This window comes from Roseibium sp. LAB1, assembly GCF_054658235.1.
Genome location: NZ_BAAGIB010000004.1, coordinates 473,372 through 492,044, shown reverse-complemented (window position 1 = coordinate 492,044; position 18,673 = coordinate 473,372). Strand labels below are relative to the sequence as shown.

The 18,673-nt window shown below is 57.4% G+C and carries 17 protein-coding genes; 7 read left to right on the top strand and 10 right to left on the bottom strand.

The window, feature by feature from the left end:
• Positions 1–52 precede the first annotated feature (52 nt).
• Positions 53–445, top strand: coding sequence for a rhodanese-like domain-containing protein (locus ACYQ54_RS23660; protein ID WP_460086896.1), 393 nt, complete (start codon positions 53–55; stop codon positions 443–445).
• A 25-nt stretch (positions 446–470) separates the two neighbouring features.
• Here the strand turns inward: ACYQ54_RS23660 and ACYQ54_RS23655 are convergent, their stop codons facing one another.
• The 6 genes from ACYQ54_RS23655 to ACYQ54_RS23630 all read right to left on the bottom strand — a co-directional run bounded on the left by ACYQ54_RS23655 (position 471) and on the right by ACYQ54_RS23630 (position 7,254).
• The gene (locus ACYQ54_RS23655) at positions 471–1,706 is read right to left on the bottom strand and encodes a hypothetical protein (RefSeq protein ID WP_460086894.1); all 1,236 of its coding nucleotides are present in this window, start codon (positions 1,704–1,706) and stop codon (positions 471–473) included.
• 162 nt (positions 1,707–1,868) lie between these two features.
• A complete protein-coding gene (locus ACYQ54_RS23650) occupies positions 1,869–2,567 on the bottom strand; it encodes an HAD family hydrolase (RefSeq protein ID WP_460086892.1) in 699 nt (232 codons plus the stop codon).
• A gap of 126 nt (positions 2,568–2,693) precedes the next feature.
• Positions 2,694–3,455 (bottom strand): hypothetical protein, encoded by a 762-nt coding sequence (locus tag ACYQ54_RS23645; protein ID WP_460086889.1) that lies wholly within the window; start codon positions 3,453–3,455, stop codon positions 2,694–2,696.
• A gap of 11 nt (positions 3,456–3,466) precedes the next feature.
• Entirely contained in the window at positions 3,467–4,102 is a 636-nt protein-coding gene (locus ACYQ54_RS23640) for a hypothetical protein (protein WP_460086888.1), read from the bottom strand.
• Between the two features lie 84 nt (positions 4,103–4,186).
• Entirely contained in the window at positions 4,187–6,070 is a 1,884-nt protein-coding gene (locus tag ACYQ54_RS23635; protein WP_460086886.1) for an ABC-F family ATP-binding cassette domain-containing protein, read from the bottom strand.
• Positions 6,071–6,183: 113 nt separating this feature from the next.
• Positions 6,184–7,254: an alpha/beta hydrolase family protein gene (locus tag ACYQ54_RS23630; RefSeq protein WP_460086884.1), complete on the bottom strand. Its 1,071-nt coding sequence runs from the start codon at positions 7,252–7,254 to the stop codon at positions 6,184–6,186.
• A gap of 141 nt (positions 7,255–7,395) precedes the next feature.
• Here ACYQ54_RS23630 and ACYQ54_RS23625 point away from each other — a divergent pair, with 141 nt between their 5' ends.
• A complete protein-coding gene (locus ACYQ54_RS23625) occupies positions 7,396–8,424 on the top strand; it encodes a helix-turn-helix transcriptional regulator (protein WP_460086882.1) in 1,029 nt (342 codons plus the stop codon).
• Here ACYQ54_RS23625 and ACYQ54_RS23620 read toward each other — a convergent pair.
• Positions 8,409–9,302 carry a DUF4344 domain-containing metallopeptidase gene (locus tag ACYQ54_RS23620; RefSeq protein WP_460086880.1) on the bottom strand — a complete coding sequence of 298 codons (894 nt, stop codon included), beginning with the start codon at positions 9,300–9,302 and terminating at the stop codon, positions 8,409–8,411. The genes ACYQ54_RS23625 and ACYQ54_RS23620 overlap by 16 nt on opposite strands.
• A 244-nt stretch (positions 9,303–9,546) precedes the next feature.
• Between ACYQ54_RS23620 and ndk the strand changes: the two genes are divergently transcribed.
• The 4 genes from ndk to ACYQ54_RS23600 all read left to right on the top strand — a co-directional run bounded on the left by ndk (position 9,547) and on the right by ACYQ54_RS23600 (position 14,015).
• Entirely contained in the window at positions 9,547–9,969 is a 423-nt protein-coding gene (ndk, locus tag ACYQ54_RS23615; protein WP_299814931.1) for a nucleoside-diphosphate kinase, read from the top strand.
• A gap of 183 nt (positions 9,970–10,152) precedes the next feature.
• Positions 10,153–11,286: a YHYH protein gene (locus ACYQ54_RS23610; RefSeq protein ID WP_460086878.1), complete on the top strand. Its 1,134-nt coding sequence runs from the start codon at positions 10,153–10,155 to the stop codon at positions 11,284–11,286.
• A gap of 87 nt (positions 11,287–11,373) precedes the next feature.
• Positions 11,374–11,811: an EF-hand domain-containing protein gene (locus tag ACYQ54_RS23605; RefSeq protein ID WP_460086876.1), complete on the top strand. Its 438-nt coding sequence runs from the start codon at positions 11,374–11,376 to the stop codon at positions 11,809–11,811.
• Positions 11,812–11,915: 104 nt separating this feature from the next.
• Positions 11,916–14,015, top strand: a complete 2,100-nt coding sequence (locus ACYQ54_RS23600; protein WP_460086873.1) for a molybdopterin-containing oxidoreductase family protein — start codon at positions 11,916–11,918, stop codon at positions 14,013–14,015.
• 335 nt (positions 14,016–14,350) lie between these two features.
• Here the strand turns inward: ACYQ54_RS23600 and ACYQ54_RS23595 are convergent, their stop codons facing one another.
• From ACYQ54_RS23595 to ACYQ54_RS23585, 3 genes are all read right to left on the bottom strand, one after another.
• Positions 14,351–14,758 (bottom strand): DUF983 domain-containing protein, encoded by a 408-nt coding sequence (locus tag ACYQ54_RS23595; protein WP_460086870.1) that lies wholly within the window; start codon positions 14,756–14,758, stop codon positions 14,351–14,353.
• Between the two features lie 163 nt (positions 14,759–14,921).
• Positions 14,922–16,316 carry an aminotransferase-like domain-containing protein gene (locus ACYQ54_RS23590; protein ID WP_460086868.1) on the bottom strand — a complete coding sequence of 465 codons (1,395 nt, stop codon included), beginning with the start codon at positions 16,314–16,316 and terminating at the stop codon, positions 14,922–14,924.
• A 218-nt stretch (positions 16,317–16,534) separates the two neighbouring features.
• Positions 16,535–17,692, bottom strand: a complete 1,158-nt coding sequence (locus tag ACYQ54_RS23585; RefSeq protein ID WP_460086867.1) for a WD40/YVTN/BNR-like repeat-containing protein — start codon at positions 17,690–17,692, stop codon at positions 16,535–16,537.
• Positions 17,693–17,934: 242 nt separating this feature from the next.
• Here ACYQ54_RS23585 and ACYQ54_RS23580 point away from each other — a divergent pair, with 242 nt between their 5' ends.
• Positions 17,935–18,633 carry a GNAT family N-acetyltransferase gene (locus ACYQ54_RS23580; protein WP_460086864.1) on the top strand — a complete coding sequence of 233 codons (699 nt, stop codon included), beginning with the start codon at positions 17,935–17,937 and terminating at the stop codon, positions 18,631–18,633.
• Positions 18,634–18,673: the final 40 nt, after the last annotated feature.

The following is an 18,673-nucleotide window of genomic DNA, read 5'->3' as shown; positions in this document are numbered from 1 at the left end:
AGCCAAGATCTGACGAGCATCGGTGCACGTTGCCGAAAGGGAGGAACGCCTCATGAAGAAACTGAATATTTCCGCGGCGGACATGGTTGCCAAAGCCAGGGCCCGGATCGAGGAGGTCGACACAGATGCCGCCATTGCGATGGTGGGTGATCCAGACGTCGTTTTCGTTGATCTGAGAGATGTGCGCGAACGTCAAAAGCTCGGTTTCATTCCTGGCAGCGTTCACTGTCCACGCGGCATGATCGAATTCTGGGTGGATCCGGAAAGCCCATATCACAAGGATGTCTTCGCTCAGGACAAGCGCTTCATTTTTCATTGCGCCTCAGGGTGGCGCTCAGCGCTGACGGTCGCAACGCTTCAGGACATGGGCTTTGAGGCAGCCCATCTCACGGACGGGTTTTCAGATTGGGTAAAGCAGGGCGGTCCTGTCGAACAGAAGGACTGAAGTAGACCGCCCGGCTTGATTGCCCCTAGTTGGACGTGGAAATCAGGCGCAAATCGTCCGGATTTCCGTCTGAACCGTCGGAGCCTTCACCGGCGTCAGCGGTTTCATCCGGATCGAGCGGGTCCGTGCCGTCGTCCGGGACTTCGGTCGCTTCGCGGATTTCATCGATCTTGCCGTCATAGTCGCCGACGCCGAGAACCTGTTTGGCCCAGTCGAGCATTTCCTCGTCCACGTAGTCGTCGCCATATTCCCTGACACGGTTTTCATTGGCCATTGCCAGCAGCGCTTCTTCCAGCGCCTCGTCCGAGACATCGCCTGCCAGACCGTCCAGCGACAACTTTTCCGTTTCGTAGCTGGTTTCAGCTGTCTTGAACTCCGAATAGGCGTCGCTCTGCAGAGCGTTTTCAAGTGCCAGTCTTTCGGTTTCGAGAGCAGTCAGCTCGTCTTGCGTCAGTTCGGTTGTATCAAGGCCTTCAAGCTCGGCAAGCCGGTCTTCAAGCTGTTGAGACGTCAGGCCTTCATAGGCAAAGCCGTCATAGCTATCCACATCCTGCAGCAGACCGTCGAACAGGGTACGCGCCGCCAACAAGTCCTCTTCAAGGCCTTGCAGGTCTGCGGATAGCCGCTCAAAGGCAAGGCTGTCGTTAATGTAGGCCTGGATGGCGGCCAGATGCGGATCGTTCGAATTGATATAGGCGTGATAATTCCGGTTCAGGGAATTAAGCCGGCCGAGCTTGGCGTTGAAATTCTTCGGTTTGCCGGCTGGGCTTGACTGCGGGGTCACTGCAATACTTGCCAGCGTTGCACGCTCGGCTTTGGGAAGGCGGTGGCTCGCGGTACCGCTTTTGCCTCTCGAGGCCGTATTCCGCTTGCCGGAGCTTCTTGCATTGTCGGTACCGAAAACGGAATTCAGAAAGCCTCCAAGGCCTTTTCCGTTTCCATTGCCGTTGTTCGATTTGGCCTGCTTCGAACCGTTGCCACGATTGAAGATCCCAAAGCCCTTGTTGCCGTTTCCGTTGGACGCGGAGTTGCCACCCCTGTTGGAGTTGCCCTTGTTGCCGGAATTGCCCTTGTTCCCGCCACCATTGCCATTGCCGCCGGAGTTTCCGCCGCCGCCACCACCATTACCGTTGCCATTGCCATTCTTGGCAAAGGCCTTGTCGACATGGAATGAAAGTGAAGGCACATCCGGGGACAGGGAAGGGGCAATCACGAGCGCTGTTGCGCCGAGGAAGAGAGTGACGGTTCTGGAGAGGGGCATTACGAATCCTGATCTGAAGCGTGCGAATAATCGAGCCTTCGAACGACGTCTGCGGTAACGCCGCAAACTTGCCCGAAGGGCCTGAATGTTCACTTACGACAACCCGTCAGACTTTAATTGGTTTCACTTCCGGCAGGAATTTTTCGACCAAAGTGCTGCCATTCAGCTCAGGCGAGCGAGCAGCTGCGGAACCTTGCCAATGTGGTCCAATCGGTAAAACCGGTCATGGCCACATGGTTCGTCCGCCTCTTCCAGGGCCCAGGTAAGATCATAGGGAACATGGGCGCCGAAAGCGCCTGCCTCCAGCGCCGGCAGGATGTCCGACTTGAGCGAATTACCGATCATCAGAGCTTCGCCCGGTCCGCTGCCGTGTCTGGAAAACAGTGAACGATATGTCTCGTCCGTTTTTTCCGACACGATCTCGATCGCGTCAAAATAGACGTCCAGACCGGAGGCCGTCACCTTGCGCTCCTGGTCGAAAAGATCCCCCTTGGTGATCAGGACCAGCTTGAAAGAGGATTTTACCGTCTTCAGCGTTTCTTCCACATAAGGCAGCGGTTCGACGGGGTGTGTCATCATTTCACGACCGGCTTCGAGTATTTCGGCGATCACATCCGCAGGTACCTGCCGGTCGGTAACTTCAATTGCCGTCTCGATCATGGAAAGCGTGAAGCCTTTCACACCGTAGCCGTAATGCAGGACATTTCGCCGTTCCGCGGCCAGCAGCCGTTCGGCGAGATGGGCCTTGTCGGTATAATCGGCGAGCAACGAGGCGAACCGTTCTTCCGTCAGCCTGAACACCCGTTCGTTGTGCCAGAGCGTATCGTCGGCATCGAAACCGAGTGTTGTAATCTTGGCCATTAGATAGAGTTCCGTCCAACCGGTGAGGTTGTTGAAAATGCGCCTAAGAGACAGGCCTATTTTACATCAGTTATTTAAATGCTTACCCGGAAGATTTTTTTACTTCCATTGTGAAAATCATGAACCTCACTTTTTTACGTCAAGAATAAGGGAGGTTGGCTGATTTGGTGCATATGGTTCGATATCTAAAACAAATTCCCCAGCAGTTTCGCAGCTTTCAAAACTAGGAACAGATGTTTTCATATTTTCAAATTCTATTGGCTTAAGATTTTCTGCCATCAACAATTCGGCGATCGCATCCTTGTTGCCAATCAAAGCGGTTTTTCCAGAACCAGCCAGACGAGCGGCCTCCAACAACGACCACGGTGTTTCAGAGCAGGGGACGTAGAAAGGTTCTGCCATCGGATCTTCTTCATCGATGACATAGAAGGCAGAATTGGCTTGTTCAAATTTCCATTTTGTGGAGTAAGAAACAGTGATAGACCTTGGAGGCTCTCCAGGGATTGATTTGCAGGTTTCCTGAGTGTCTTCAACCCTGTCCTTCGAAATTTTTTCTCTTTGATTGTCGGAGCAATAGGTAAAAAGCACTTCAGCACTATTTGGAATAATTCTATAAGTACCAAGTGGATTATCCCCATCCTTTAAAAAACCATAATTCTTGGCGGATCCGCTCCAAACAATAGCCATGGATGGCGGGGTATTATTTTTTGTAGGCGCTATAACATCATTTTTCAGAATGCTCTCAATCGCATCGGCTGCACTATCGCTATTCCAATAGAATTCAGTAGCCTTTTCGTTTTGGGGCGAAGGCAGTTTTTCTTGAGAGTTCGCTTCCGTATTTAACAAAACAAGAAGTGATGCGATTTTGGCAATATTTGCGATTTTCATGGTTCACTCCTTTATTCGTTAATTTTGATAATATATTGGGCGTTTACATATTTTCTATTTACTGTGTCGAGTGTGAAAACAAATCCTTCATTGCCATTAATGCAGGCCGAATACACGCGTTCTTTGGTTGAAAATAAACTTATAATATTTCTTTGTTGAATGCAGGATTGCAGCCTTAATTTTTGTCTCTTTCCTAAATTGAATAGATCAGCAGAGAATTCTTTTAACAAAAAACTTTTGGTTGTGTCGCCATTCCAAAGTTTTTCCGTTTTTTTAGAGGCCGCGTCTTCTGCGGCTACTCGAATGGCGAAAATTAATAATAAAAATATTAGAAATGAAAAAGTTGTTGTGACGGTTCTGTTTTGATTTTTGTGATTTTTACCATTTAGCGAGAGCAGTATTGATATTAAAAGAATAGAAAAGAAAATGCAAAGTAACGGAATAATAAAAAAATAGTTTGTTATAATGTTAAATGAATGTGCTGCTATGTTCGCAATGCTAACGTCAAATTCATAGATAGAAAGGCCAAAGTTGGAGAGTAGTGAATCGAGGTAGGAAATACCTGAAAAATATCCAAGTGCTATTGGTGCTAATGCAATAGCGGTTTCAAGTACGTAGTCACTTGCATTTTTTGTTGAATTTTCCATACATATTTGGATGCTTAGGCAAAAATAGAATTAGCATTCTTGCAACATACTCCAATTTACAACCTTAAGTAAAATCAATTTCGTTTAGCTTGCCTCCTCGAATTCGGCGGAAAGTTCGAGCCAGTCCTCTTCGGTCTTGATCAGCTTTTTCTCGCAGAAGGCCCGTTCCTTGGCGAACTTGGCGGCCCGCTCTGGGTCTTTGGTAAAGAACTCAGGATCGGCAAGCGCATCGTCCAGCTTGCCGATCTTGTCCTGCAGGCGCTTCATTTCCTTTTCGGCGGCATCAATCTTCTGTTTCAACGGTTTCAGAAGTCCGCGTTTGACGGCAGCATCGCGGCGTTTTTCCTGCGCATTTGCCTTGTCGGCTTCCGCAGCGGCCTTGTCACGGGCTTTCTGAACCGCTTCGGGGCCCTGCAGGATCAGCCGGCGATAGTCTTCCATGTCGCCGTCATAAGGCTCCACCTTGCCGTCGGCCACCAGCCAAAGCCGGTCTGCGCAGGCTTCGACGAGATGCCTGTCGTGGCTGATCAGGACAACGGCTCCCTGAAAGTCGTTCAGGGCCATCACCAGCGCCTCACGGCTGTCGATATCGAGGTGGTTTGTCGGTTCGTCGAGGATCAGCAGGTGCGGACCGTCGAAGGTTGCCAGTCCTAAAAGCAGACGCGCCTTTTCTCCGCCGGACAGGTCTTTCGCAGGCGTGTCCATCCGGTCGGTCGGAAGGCCCATGCGTGCAACGCGGGCGCGCACCTTTGCCTCCGGCGCATCTTGCATCAAGGTGCGTACATGGGCGACGGCATTTTCCGCCGGTTTCAGCTCATCGAGCTGATGCTGGGCGAAAAAGGCGATCTTCAGTTTCGACGCCTTGGTGATCTCGCCATCCATGGCGCCCAGGCGACCGGAAATCAGCTTGGCGAATGTCGATTTGCCGTTGCCATTGGCCCCCAGCAGCGCAATCCGGTCATCGGTGTCGATGTTCAGCGTCAACCGAGACAGGATCTTGGTATCGCCATAGCCTGTCGACACGTCTTCCAGTTTCAGGATGGGCGGGGCAAGCTGATTTTCCGGATCGGGGAAATGGATCGGTTTGCTGCTCTCGTCGGTGAGGGCGGCTATGGGCTGCATCTTTTCCAGCATTTTCAGCCGGGACTGAGCCTGCCGGGCCTTGCTGGCCTTGTAGCGGAACCGGTCGACAAATGCCTGCATGTGCTTGCGCTGGGCGTCCTGCTTTTCCTTGGCCTTTTCGGCCAGGATCATCGCCTCGCGCCGTTGTCGGTCGAAACTGTCATACCCGCCGGAATAGTAGGTCATCTTGCCCCGGTCCAGATGGACGATGCTGTCGACGGCCTTGTTCAGAAGGTCTCTGTCGTGGGAGATCAGAAGCACCTGATGCGGGTAGCGGGCAACATAGTTCTCCAGCCACATCGTGCCTTCCAGATCGAGATAGTTGGTCGGCTCGTCGAGTAGCAGAAGGTCAGGTTCGGAAAACAGGACAGCTGCCAGGGCGACACGCATGCGCCATCCGCCGGAAAAGGATGAACAGGGCCGCTGCTGTGCGGCAGCGTCAAATCCGAGACCGGACAGGATCGCACCGGCCCTGGCTTCGGCCGTGTGGGCTCCAATGTCGGCAAGCCGGGTGTGGATCTCGGCAATCCGCGCCGGGTCTGTCTGTGTTTCTGCTTCCGCGAGCAACTGGCTGCGTTCCTTGTCCGCGGCCAGCACGACTTCCATCAGGGTTTCTTCCGTGCCGGGTGCTTCCTGGGCGACCTGACCGATGCGCGCGCGCTTCGGGATCTGCACAAAGCCGGTCTCGGTGGAAAGATCTCCGGTGATGATCTTGAACAGCGTTGATTTGCCGGCGCCATTTCGCCCGACAAGACCGGTCTTGGCCTTGCCGGGAAGTGTAACGCTGGCTCTGTCGATCAGGAGGCGATCTCCGATCCGATATGTAAGGTCCGTAATCTGCAACATAAGGCGGATGTTTGGCGGAGCGCCCTTAAGGATGCAAGTGGAAACCGGAGCAAAAACTCGTTCGGGCGGCGGGCTGTGGCATTGCTGCACTTTTGAGCCCGCCGCGCCCTGTCTCAAGGTTCCAGGAAGCCAAGAATTTCCGTCAGGATACGTTGATGTTGCTCTTCGCGTTCCTTGCTGCCTTTGATGCACACGATTTCGTCGCCCGGCTCATATTCTTCCAGGATGGCAAACCCCTCCGGCTTGCACACGCCCATGAAATCGAAATGTCCGGCATCAGCCATTTCCACATGGTGGACCTTGTCTGCAGGCAGGGCAGCGGCCAGCGCACGCGACTCGACCTCCTGGTTCAGCATGTCGGCGCGCTGCGACCCCAGAACGAGAACCGGGATGTCGATGGCGCTCAGGCTGTCGCGGGAAAGGACCGGCGTTCCGCCAAGATCCAGGCTGATGACCTTGGTCAGCCGCGGGTCCTTTCGGGATTTTGCCATCTCGCTTCGGTCAGCCTCCGTTTTCGCGATGGACCAACCGGTCAGCACCTGGCAGGCAACCGGCCGTTCCTCACCCGAACACTCACGCTCATACCGGTCAGGTTCGAATTCGGCGCCAGCTAGAAGCAGGACTGTGAAACCGCCGAGGGAATGGCCGGCCGCATAGATCCGTTCCGGGTCGATCCTGTCCTTGTAGGGGCTGTCCTCGGTCAGGAAGCTGATAAGGCGAGACAGGTCGACGGGCCTGTCCCAGAGCTTGCGGGTCTGCTCGGGATCGCGCAGAAACGAACTGGTGCCCGGATGATTGACCATGGCAACGAAATAGCCGCGTCGGGCAAGTTCGGAGCCGAGCCAGGCCTGGTTGAACGTGTTGCCGTACATGCCGTGCGATACGACCACGAGCGGAAAAATGCCTTCGGCGGCTTTGCCGTCAGGATCGGCCAGCGCCATTTGCCAGACTTTGCTCGTGTCTGCCCGGGGCAGAATGTCTGGCGTTGCGGTTGGATACCAGATGTCACCTTCAAGGGGCCGGTCCTTGCGCGCATCTTCGACGGTGATCTTGGTGACACCCGGCCCGTAGCGAAGTGTATCCTCGGCATGCGCGCCTGTCGCGAGACCTACGGCACCGGCAAGTGACACAGCATACCTGAGCAGCCGGATGGGCCGAACAAGGCGGTTGGGTGACGGATACATGGAACCTCCAGGGGTGTTAGCAGGAAGTCCTTGAGATGCGCTGCGCCAGACCTGTTGACAATTGCCTCGGAGGCGATGTCCTGTCCTCAAACGTGATAAAGGACAAGACCTTCCACCACAGCCGAGCGCGTTGGACCAAAGATGATCAGCATTCCGGTGTCTTTCCTGCTTGCCGCACTGTTCGGAGGGCTCGCCCTGGCGACCCTGGCCTGGCGGTCTCTACCTGGACAGGCACGCGGAATGTTTGCCGGCGTGTTCTGCCTGATGGCGGTCGAGGCGTCCTTGGTCGGAATGCGTTTTGCCTATGGGCATTTCGAATTTCTTGCGGTTCAACGGGTTCTGCCCGTGTGGATAGCGCCGGTCATTTATCTCGCCTTCACATCCCTCACGGTTACCGTCGAAAGAACCCGGCGACTGATTGTATGGAACCTGGGGGCGGCGGCCATTGTGACGATAGCGTTGTATTTGCCGGTGCCGGTGACCGGTTATGTCGATGGGGTGATCGGAATGAGCTATGCGGTCTACACGCTGGCTCTCGCACGGGTCTGGATCAACGGGCAGGACGTCTTTGCCGAAGCGCCAACCAACATGGGCGGTCTGCTGCACAAGCTGCTTCTCTTCTCCATATTGGTCATGGTGGCCACTCTCCTGATCGATGCTCTCGTCGCGTATCTGTTTGCGCAAGAAAGACAGGGGGCAGCAGCTCTGGCAATTTCCGGAGCAAGCCTGTTTTTCCTGGTGATCGCAGTTGGAGCCGCCATCGGGTTTCTGGGCACTCGGTTCGGACAGTCCAGGGATACCGGGAAAGGGGTTGCCTCAAGCGATGCGCAGCAGGTGGAACTGGTTGAAGCTGCCAGAAGGGTTCTGATCGCTCAGGAGTTTTTCAGAGATCCTTCGCTGACACTCACGCGCTTGGCCCGCCGGGTCGGTGTTCCGGACCGAGATCTTTCCAGGGCTGTCAACGCGGTGGAAGGTGTCAATGTCAGCCAGTTCGTCAATCTGGTGCGCCTCGAGGAAGCCGCCCGGCTGCTTGCCTCGACCGATGACCCGGTCGGCCGGGTCCAGGAACGGGCGGGGTTTCTCACACGGTCGAACTTTTACCGGGAATTCCAGAAGGCATATGGCGAAGCGCCCGGCGTTTACCGCAAGAACGCTCAATCGTCTCTTTGAGCCTTCTCATCCTCATCCGGAACGCTCAAGAATATCTCCGCCAGGCCGGCGAGCAACTCGTGGCACAGGATGACTTCACGCTGGTCCGGATCCCAGAAGGCATTTTCCACACCGCAGGCGGTGGAGCGGAAAGTAACGGTCTCCGGCAAATCGTAGAACGTATCGAATTCTTCGGCGACCAGTTCCATCAGGCCGCTTTCCTTCAGGAACACGGCCATGGCCTCCAGGTCCTTGGAAGCGGGGTCATGGACGACCTTGATCTTGCCGCCGGGCGTGTCGGCGTCCCTGAGGTGCGGATCCGTGACGGCCTCCCAGGAGACAGATGCCTGGTCATAGTCGAAAGCACAGCTTTCTATCCGCTCCTCTGACAGCTCCAGATCCCTGGCGAGATCCAGAAAGGCATCTTCATCGGCGCCTACCATCAGGCACAGCATCTTGTAGCCGCGTTGCTGATCCAGATCGTGCTCGTCGTAGAACACGAGATCGTCGTAATCTTCTTCGGCAATCAGGAACCAGCCGATCATCGCCTGTGTGAGATAAAGATCCATGTCGTCGGTATCTGCACCGAGCATCGATACGGTGGCCAGATTGTCGACCGCGTCTTCTTCCTGTGCCAGTACAGGAAGTTCCAGCTCCGAAATCAGCATATGTCCGCTCTCGTGGTAGAGCGTGAATAGCGTATTGCCTGCCACGAAGACGAAAAGTTCTTCCAGTTCTTCGGGCGTAAGGAAAGAAAGTTGCCTCTCCAATGAAGGGAAAGCCTGCGGGCTTTCAACTGCCTTTGCATTGGCCAGGGCTGACGGGGCAGCAAGGCTGAGCCATAGCGATGCGACTGCCGCGTAGAGCAGCGTCGGCAGGAGCGCGAAGAGTTCGACCATCGTGTCATTCCCGAAAAGGAGCGCCGTAAACCGTCCGCTCGACCTTTGCCTTTGAAAGCAGACTAGGTAGCCGCTGGAATGTTTGCCAGTACCATATTCAGACACAAACCGGTTACTGACATCAAAATGTCATGACCACGCCCCCTTGCGGGCATGACGGTGCCCCGGTATTAAGGCCGCGAAATTTTAGAAATCCGGAACCGGCACTCCGCCGGTCCGCTGCTGAAACGAGAAAGATGAAACCATGGCGATTGAACGCACGTTTTCCATGATCAAGCCGGACGCCACCAAGCGTAACCTGACCGGTGCCATCACCGCCAAGCTTGAAGAAGCCGGTCTGCGCGTTGTTGCATCCAAGCGCGTGTGGATGTCCCTGCGCGAAGCTGAAGCTTTCTATGCGGTTCACAAGGAACGTCCGTTCTTCGGCGAACTGACCGAATTCATGTCTTCCGGCCCGACCGTTGTTCAGGTTCTGGAAGGCGAAAACGCCATTGCCAAGAACCGCGAAGTCATGGGTGCGACCAACCCGGCCGACGCAGCAGAAGGTACGATCCGCAAGGCATATGCCCTGTCCATCGGCGAAAACTCCGTTCATGGTTCCGATGCAGCCGAAACCGCTGCTGAAGAAATCGCGTTCTGGTTCTCCGGCGTCGAACTCGTCGGTTAATCTGCGGACAATCCGCTGACTTTAAAGCCGGTCCCCAGGGGCCGGCTTTTCTTATTCTGTCTCGGTTCTGTCCCAGACGCTCCCCCGGTTACATCGCGTTACACTTTGATGCGTTTGTTTGACAGCGTTCTGCGCCGTCAAAGCCCATACTCAAGGTGTGGGCGAACAGATCGGGAGAAAATGATGCGCATATCCGTAGCGCTTGCCGGCGTGCTAATGGCAACACCGGTTGCCGCTCATGACAGCACGGCACCGCTGGAAGGCGAAGCCGCAGTCGAAGAGACGCATATCGGCGAGGAAATCTGGAACCTCATTTTACCGGAAGCGGAAGCCTCGGCCGATTTTTCCGTTGAAGGCAAGTATCGCCATATCCACGCCAACGGCTATCCGGTGAAACCGCCCGGACAATTTCCCAACCGCGGCAACCCGCATTCCATCTCAAAAAAGAATTACAGTCTGAAAGTCCCGCTGGTTCCACTTAAGAACGCCAGTGCAACAAAGGCACAGGGTGCTGTATTCGGCATCGCGGTCAACGGCGTCGTCATGGACCCCGGCACGGCGGAGTTCTGGCAAAACGATCGGCGTTCCGGATGGAACTATGAGGCGCTGGGCGGTGCTTGCAAACTGGGCCTCGATCGTTACAACGCCCATGTCCAGCCGGACGGCACCTACCACTATCACGGCATCCCGACCGGGGTCCTGGCCTCGGAAGACGGCAGGTCTGTTCCCGCCCTGCTGGGCTTTGCTGCCGACGGCTTTCCCATCTATGGTCCATATGGCTATTCCGATCCGAAGCAGAAATCGGGCCTGAAAAAGCTGAAAAGCAGCTACCGGGTGAAGTCGGGCAACCGGCCGGGCGGACCTGGCGGGCGCTATAACGGCAAGTTCACGCAGGACTGGGCCTATGTTGCCGGTGCCGGCGATCTCGACCAGTGCAACGGCCGCTTCGCGGTTACGCCGGAATATCCCAAAGGCACGTATCACTATGTGCTGACCGATGTTTTTCCGTTCATTCCCCGCTGCTGGATGGGCGATCCGGACAACAGCTTCCTGCGCCTGAAACGCGGTGGCATGCGCGGAGACCTGCAGAACGAAAGCGCCCAACCCGCGGTCGATTTTGCCGCGCTTTCAGACAATAGCGAGGCTGCTGTCACGCTTGTGCAGGCACAGGGTGGACATCCGCCGCGGTTTCTGCCTGGTGGCCGCCCGCCACCCCCGGGGCAGGGTCCTGGTCTCGGTCCCCGGAAAGGTGGCCCATCACCCGACGGACGGCCGGGAGCCGGTCGAATGGGACGATCCCCCTGCAGCGGCAGCTGACCGGACACAAAAAGTGCGTGACAGCCACGCACTTTTTTTGGGAGAAAAATGTTCAATAATTCGAAAGTTAGAAAGAAGGAGAATCAAATGAAATCGATCACTCTTGGAGCCGTCCTGTTTCTGGCAGCTGCTGGCGCAGGTTTGGCGGGTGAGGGCCCGGGCGCTCATTTTATCGAAAACTGGGACCTGAACGGCGATGGCGCGGTGACGACGGACGAGGCGCGTGAGCGGCGTGGCAACGTCTTCGCCAGTTTTGATGCCAATGACGATGGTTTTCTGGATGCCGGGGAATATGTCCTGTTCGATGAGGCAAGAGCGCAGGATCAGGCCGAGAATGAGCCCAAGGGATTGGGGAAAGGGGTGAGAAACCCGGCAAACGGCATGCGCCTGGAGGTCAATGATACCGATGGCGACGGCAAGGTTTCCGAAGCCGAATTCCTCGATAACGCACCGGCCTGGGTTGAAATGATCGACCGCAATGGCGACGGTGTGGTCACTTTGGCGGATTTCGGTCCACGTAATTGATGGTCATCTTCTGAAAGAGGGATAAAAGCGGTCACCTGACTTGACAGGTGGCCGCGCTGGGGGAACCTTGCCGGGCGCAAGTCCCAGCATATTCAGTAGGCATCATGACCCAGCAGCCGCCCAAGAGCACCTTTTCCGCCTGTCCGCACGATTGCCCGTCGACCTGTGCGCTTGAGGTGCATTTCTATCCGCATGGCGACGTGCGACGGCTGAATGGAGCCAAGGACAACGACTATACTGCAGGCGTGATCTGCGCCAAGGTTGCCCGCTATCCCGAACGCCTCTACCATCCGGACCGGCTTATGAAGCCGTTGCGGCGCACCGGCAGGAAAGGTGAGGGCCGTTTCGAGGAAGTCTCCTGGGAGGCGGCGCTCGACCTGATTGCCGAAAAGTTCCTGGCTGCCGAAGCTGAATTCGGAGCAGAAAGCGTCTGGCCTTATCACTATGCCGGGACGATGGGCATGGTGCAGCGGGACAGCATCCACCGGCTGCGTCACAGCAAGGGCTATTCACGCCAGTTCGACAGTTTCTGCACCAACATGGCCTGGACGGGCTATGTTGCCGGTACCGGCAAGCTGGCGGGTCCCGATCCGCGTGAGATGGCGGTTTCCGACCAGATTGTCATCTGGGGCACCAATCCGGTTGCGACACAGGTCAACGTCATGACCCACGCAATTGCCGCCCGCAAGAAGCGTGGAGCACGCATCATTGTCGTGGACGTCTACGAGACCGAGACAATGAAGCAGGCGGATTTGGGTATTATCCTGAAACCGGGCACGGATGCAGCGCTTGCCTGCGCGGTCATGCATGTGCTCTTCCGCGATGGATATGCCGACCGGGATTACCTGGAAACCTACACCGACTGCCCGGCCGAACTGGAAGCGCATCTGAAGCCGAAGACGCCGGAATGGGCTGCAGCGATCACCGGTCTCGACGCCTCCCGGATCGAGGAACTGGCGCGCCTGATAGGCACGGTGAAGAAGACATATTTCCGGCTTGGTTATGGCTTTACCCGATCCCGCAACGGGGCCGTCGGCATGCATGCGGCCAGTTCCATCGCCGCAGTCACCGGTTGCTGGAAGGAAGAGGGCGGCGGTGCTTTCCACAACAACGGTGCCATCTATCAGCTCAACAAGGAGATGATCGAGGCCGGTTCGCTGAAGGATCCGGCGGTTCGCGCCCTAGATCAGAGCCTGGTTGGCCGCATTCTCACCGGGGAAGAGGCGGCCCTGCTCGGTGGCCCTCCCGTGAAAGCGATGCTGATCCAGAATACCAACCCCGCCTCCGTGGCACCGGAACAGGACCTGATAAAGCAAGGCTTCGCCCGCGAGGACCTCTTCACCGTTGTCCACGAACACTTCCTGACCGAAACCGCGCAGATGGCCGACATCGTACTGCCGGCAACCCAGTTCCTGGAGCATGACGACCTTTATAAAGGCGGCGGGCACCAGTATCTGATGCTGGGGCCGAAAGCTGTTGAGCCTCCGGAGGGGCCGCGCGAGAACATATTTGTTATCAATGAGATCGCTCGGCGCGTTGACTCAAAATCTCACCCCGGTTTCGATATGAGCGCGCGCGACCATATCGACTGGCTGCTGCGCAACTCCAACTATGGAACGCTTGCGGACCTTGAAGCAGGAAAATGGATCGATCTGCAACCCGACTTCGAGACGGCGCATTATCTCAACGGCTTCGGTCATGCCGACGGCAAGTTCCACTTCAAGGCCGCGTGGGGCAGATCCTTCGCTCCCAACAAGCCGGAAGATGGCACGATTTTCGGTCCCTGGCAGACGATGCCCGAGTTGCCGGACCAGTGGGACAGCATCGAACTTGCGGACGAGGTGCATCCCTTCCGTCTGGTGACATCGCCGGCCCGTTCGTTCCTGAATTCCACGTTCAACGAGACCGACAGTTCGAAGAAGAAAGAAGGTCGCCCGGAAGTCTGGCTGCGTCCGGATGAGGCGGAGCGCTTTGGCATTGAAGACGGTGCCAAGGTGAAGATGGGCAACAGGCGCGGCGTCGTCACGCTGCATGCGCGGCATGTCTCGACCGTCGCACCGGGAACAGTGATCTCGGAGGGCATCTGGCCGAACGACGCATTCGAGGACGGTCGCGGTATCAACACGCTTACCGGCGCCGATCCGGTGGCCCCTTATGGCGGCGCGGCGTTTCACGATACGGCTGTGTGGGTGAGGGCGGTCTGAGGTTGCCGACCTGCGTAGGATTGTCCCCGGGGACAGTGCGACTTGCATCCGAATGTGCAGCCCATTCTTCGAGGCGGCCTGACGGCCTCCTCAGGATGAGGTCGTGTTCGAATTTCTCCCTGGCCCACAAATTCAACCTCATCGTGAGGAAGCGCGAAGCGCTGCCGTGAAGGATGGGCCACTTGTTGCTCGGGACCTGGCCGCTCATCCGGGTGGACCTTGTAACCCCTCGGGGTACACGATCCCGGAACATAAAAAGGCGGTGCATCGCCCGTCCGATGACACCGCCTGCCTCTGGAAAGTCAGATCCTGATCCGGCTTGGGGCGTCCGGACGTCAGACCTGGCTTTCCGAGGATTTGGGAACGGGGGTGGCCAGCCGGCCTTCTTCCGCCTTGTAGAAGTACTGGCTGGACACCAGCCAGCCCTTGAGCGGTCGCAGCATCGGGATGCAGGTCACGAGGATCAGGGGAAGCGTCGTTACGAGATGCACCCAGTAGGGAGCAGTGAAGGCGATTTCGAGCCAGATCGCAAAGGCGACTGCGGGAATGCAGCCAAAGCAGATAACGAAGAACGCTGGACCATCTGCAGGATCGGCGAAGCTGTAGTCCAGTCCGCAATGATCGCATTTCGGCTTCAACTTCAGGAAGCCGTCGAAGATGGAGCCTTCGCCGCAGCGCGGGCAGCGGCCTTTGATGCCGGTGCGGATCGGCGGAATTTGCGGCCAGCTTTGTGGAGTGGTCATGAGGCACCTTTTCCTGCGAGAGGTCTGCCGGTCTGTGCCGGAGACATATATCCAGTCAATTGAATGGAATTTTCTGCAGTCAAAGATAAACCAAATTGCAGGCGTGGCAACCCGTTCACCTGCGGCAGATTGGCCGGGGTGCGCTTGGGCTTTGTGCTGGTGATCAGAAATAGGTGGAGGTCTTGTCCGGCGTTGATGCCAGAGCCTCGGAGATAACCCTGAGAGCGCTGTCGATCTGTGCGCGGTTATGCGGCCCGCCCAGGCAAAGCCGCACTGCTTCCTGTGCCTTGCCTGTGATCGTGAAGGCATCGCTTTCCACAACGCCGATCGGCTGGTTCCGCATCTGGCTGACGAAAGCGGGACGGGACCATCCGTCCGGCAAGGCTAGCCAGAGATGAAATCCGTCCGGATCGGCTTGGAACTGAAGGTGCTTCAGATACCGGGCTGCCAGTTCCTGCCGGGCGGCGCTTTCACCGCGAATGTGCCGAAGCAACGCCTTGGCGGTGCCGTCCTCGATCCAGCGCGTGGCAAGGGCAGTCGTGAGCGGTGAAATCATGATGCTGGACGTGCGCTGTGAGCGGGCGAACTGCCAGGCAGCACTTCGGTCCGGCGCTAGAACATGGGCAAGCCGGAGGCCGGCCCCGACGCTTTTTGACAGAGAGCCGATATACCAGGTCATGTCAGGAGCCAGAGCGGCTATCGGCTGGATCGGGTTTCGGCAGAGCTGTCCATATGCGTCATCTTCCAGGATAGGTACACCATGGCGCTGCGCGATAGTGGCAAGCTCGCGCCGTCGCTGGTCGGAAAGGGTCTGGGTGGTTGGATTGTGAAGGGTCGGATTGACATAAAGCGCCTTCAGTCGTCCGTCGAGACAGGCTTCCTCGAAGGCAGGCGGATCAATGCCTTCTTCGTCAATCGGCAAACCGCGCAATTCCAGGCGAAGCTGTCCGCAGATGGAGCGGATCCCCGGGTAGGTCACGGCTTCGCAGGCGATCCTGTCTCCAGGTTCACCGAGCGTTGCCAGAATGCTGGCAAGTGCGGCCTGGGCACCGGGTGCAAACAGAATGTCTTCCGGTTCAGGCTTGAGGCCAACCCCGGCGAGCCAGCGCGCAGCGGCCTGGCGGTCGGGATCCTTGTCGGCGAAGGTCTGGTACCGCAGCAGAGGAATGAGGTCAGCCGAAAGCGTGGAGACACCGTCGCGCATGCGGGCGATCAGGCCGGGATCGCTGACGTCCGGTGGCAGGTTCATGGAAAAGTCCGGCGGTGACAGGCGTTTGGCGTCGCGGGCCGCAATACCGCCGCCCAGCATACCGTCCGCACTGGTGACGAAAGTGCCGCTGCCCACCATGGAGGAAATCACGCCGCGCCGTCGTGCCTCGGTGTAACCTCGTGCGACGGTCGTGAAATCGAGTTCGAGTCTGGCAGCCAACTGGCGCTGCGCCGGCAATCTGTCTCCCGGCGCAAGGCGTCCGGTGCGGATATCCGCCTCGATGGCGTCAGCGATCGCGGTGTAACGCGGTGCATTGCTGGCGGAAAGGTCCGGACACCATTCGGTCATGAGGAATTGCTTTCAAATTGACTGGATAATGACTGTATACATATGGCAAGTCAGATTGTCATCAGTCATTCGCGCCGAGGTGTGTCGCTCGCGCGTTCCCGCGCTGAAAGAAAGCCGCTGAAGAGCACGCCGCCTGAAACGCCCATTTCCCGAAAGAGAGGCGGTGGCGGTCTCGCGGCAGGTGGCTGCGAGCAAGGCTTTCTGAGCGCCGGGAATTCTCACCCCCGGTCCAGCACCTCCACTGCAAGCACGGTCGGAAGATGGCGTGCGATTTCCTGCCAGCTTTCTCCTTCGTCGAGGCTCGCAAAAACCGAGCCGGAATTTGTGCCGAAGTAAAGTCCGGCGGGGTCCCGTCTGTCGCCGCCCATCGCCTGGCGAAGGACCGTGAAGAAGCAGGCTTCCTGGGGAAGCCCGCTGCGTTTGTCACGCCAGGTTCTGCCGCCGTCTTCGGATTTCCAGACCGCGGCCGCCGCACCAGGTGGAAACCGCCCCTCGGTGTCGCCGTTCAGCGGCAGTGTCCAGAGGGTGTCGGGATCACGCGGGTGCACCCGGATCGGAAAGCCGAAAGTCGAAGGCAGCCCGTCGGTGATATTATCCCAGTTGAGCCCACCGTCGGTGGAACGCCAGACGCCGTGGTGGTTCTGCTGGTAGAGCAGGTCACCGTCGCCAGGGGCGCGCATCATGTTGTGTACGCAATGACCCGTCTCGCCATCGCGTGGGGCCGCAGGGTGATCGTGTCCTTCACAGGCGGCGGCGTTGGACAGCCGGTTGCGCCGCTCCCAGGTGACGCCGCCATCCTCGCTGGCAAAGACGCCGGCGGCAGAAATGCCGATCCAGAGCTTATTCGATTTGTCCGGGTCGGAAACGATCGTGTGCAGCACCAGGCCTGCCGCGCCGGGGTTCCAGCTGTCCGCGGAGGGGTGGTTGGCAAGGCCTTCCAGATGCGTGAAGCTTTTTCCGCCATCCCGGCTGGCAAGGAGCCTGGCAGGCTTGGTACCGGCGTAGAGCGTTCCGTGGGCATATCCGAGGGACCAGACCTGGGAGAAGTCGTCGCCGAAAGGCAATTCCTGCGGTGTCCAGTTCAGAAACTTGGCCGTCTCTGGATCGTTGGCGGCCCAGTCGTCGATTGTCCCCTTGGTCAACCGGGTAACCTCCCAGGTCTCGCCGCCGTCTTCCGAACGCCATATGCCCGCGCCGGACCATTCGCCGCCTCCACCAGCCCATATTGTGCCGTTGTCAGCGTCGCCGACCATATGATTGATCGGCCATCCATCGCAGAACGGGCCTTTCACCTTCCAGCCGTCCCGGTCGGTTCCGCCGTCCAGCAGAAATGCGCCCTTGGTGGTCCCGACAAGTATCGTCACGCCCGAAGTCATGGTTTGTCTCCTCCAGAAACCGGCCGAAGTTTAGCATGAGTTCTGTCGGTTGCAGATGGGGTGATTTGCTCCTTTATCGGGCGGTGCGAGCGGCTTCGGGGAAGGGCTGGCGGATCCTTTCAACTGGTCCTGCCTCTCTCACGCAACTGGATCTTCTCGCAGCACCAGTGAGGCGCTAGACAGAAGCAAATTGCCGGTGGAGACTGCCGAAGCCTGCACCCCATGCCCTTCCGGAGAAGACCATGCCTGAAGACCTTCGTCATTGGACCGTTCGTCCGCGGCCTGAGCACAAGCCGATGCAGGGCCGTTATGTCTCGCTGGAGCCGCTTGAACCGGACCGTCACACGAACGGCCTTTTTGAAGCCTCCGATGTGCCTGACGGTGATCAGAAGTTCCGCTGGCTGCCCGAGTACCCACCCGAATCGGCAAAAGCCTTTCGCGGTTGGGTGGAAAAGGTTGCTGACAGCAAGGATCCGCTTTTCTTTGCCATCATCGACAACGAAACCGGCAAGGTGGCCGGGCGGCAGACGCTTATGCGGATCGATGAGGCCAACGGCGTCATCGAAATCGGCAACATCTATTGGGGCCCGCTGATCTCACGCAGGCGCGGGGCGACGGAAGCCCTCTATCTTTTCATGAAATATGTCTTCGACGATCTCGGCTATCGCCGTTTCGAATGGAAGTGCAACAACGAAAATCTGCCCTCCAGGAAAGCCGCTTTGCGCTTCGGTTTCAGTGAGGAGGGCGCGTTCCGTCAGCATCTGATAGTCAAGGGGCTCAACCGCGATACCACATGGTTTTCGATCATCGACAAGGAATGGCCGACGCTGAAAAAAGGCTACGAAGCCTGGCTGGCGCCGGAAAATTTCCAACCGTCCGGAGAGCAGAAGCGCAAGCTTGGTGAGTGTCTTGCGGAAGCGGTGGCAAGCAGTCAAATGTGACTGGACGGCGTTGGCCGCATTCGTCAGACGAGACCTTTCG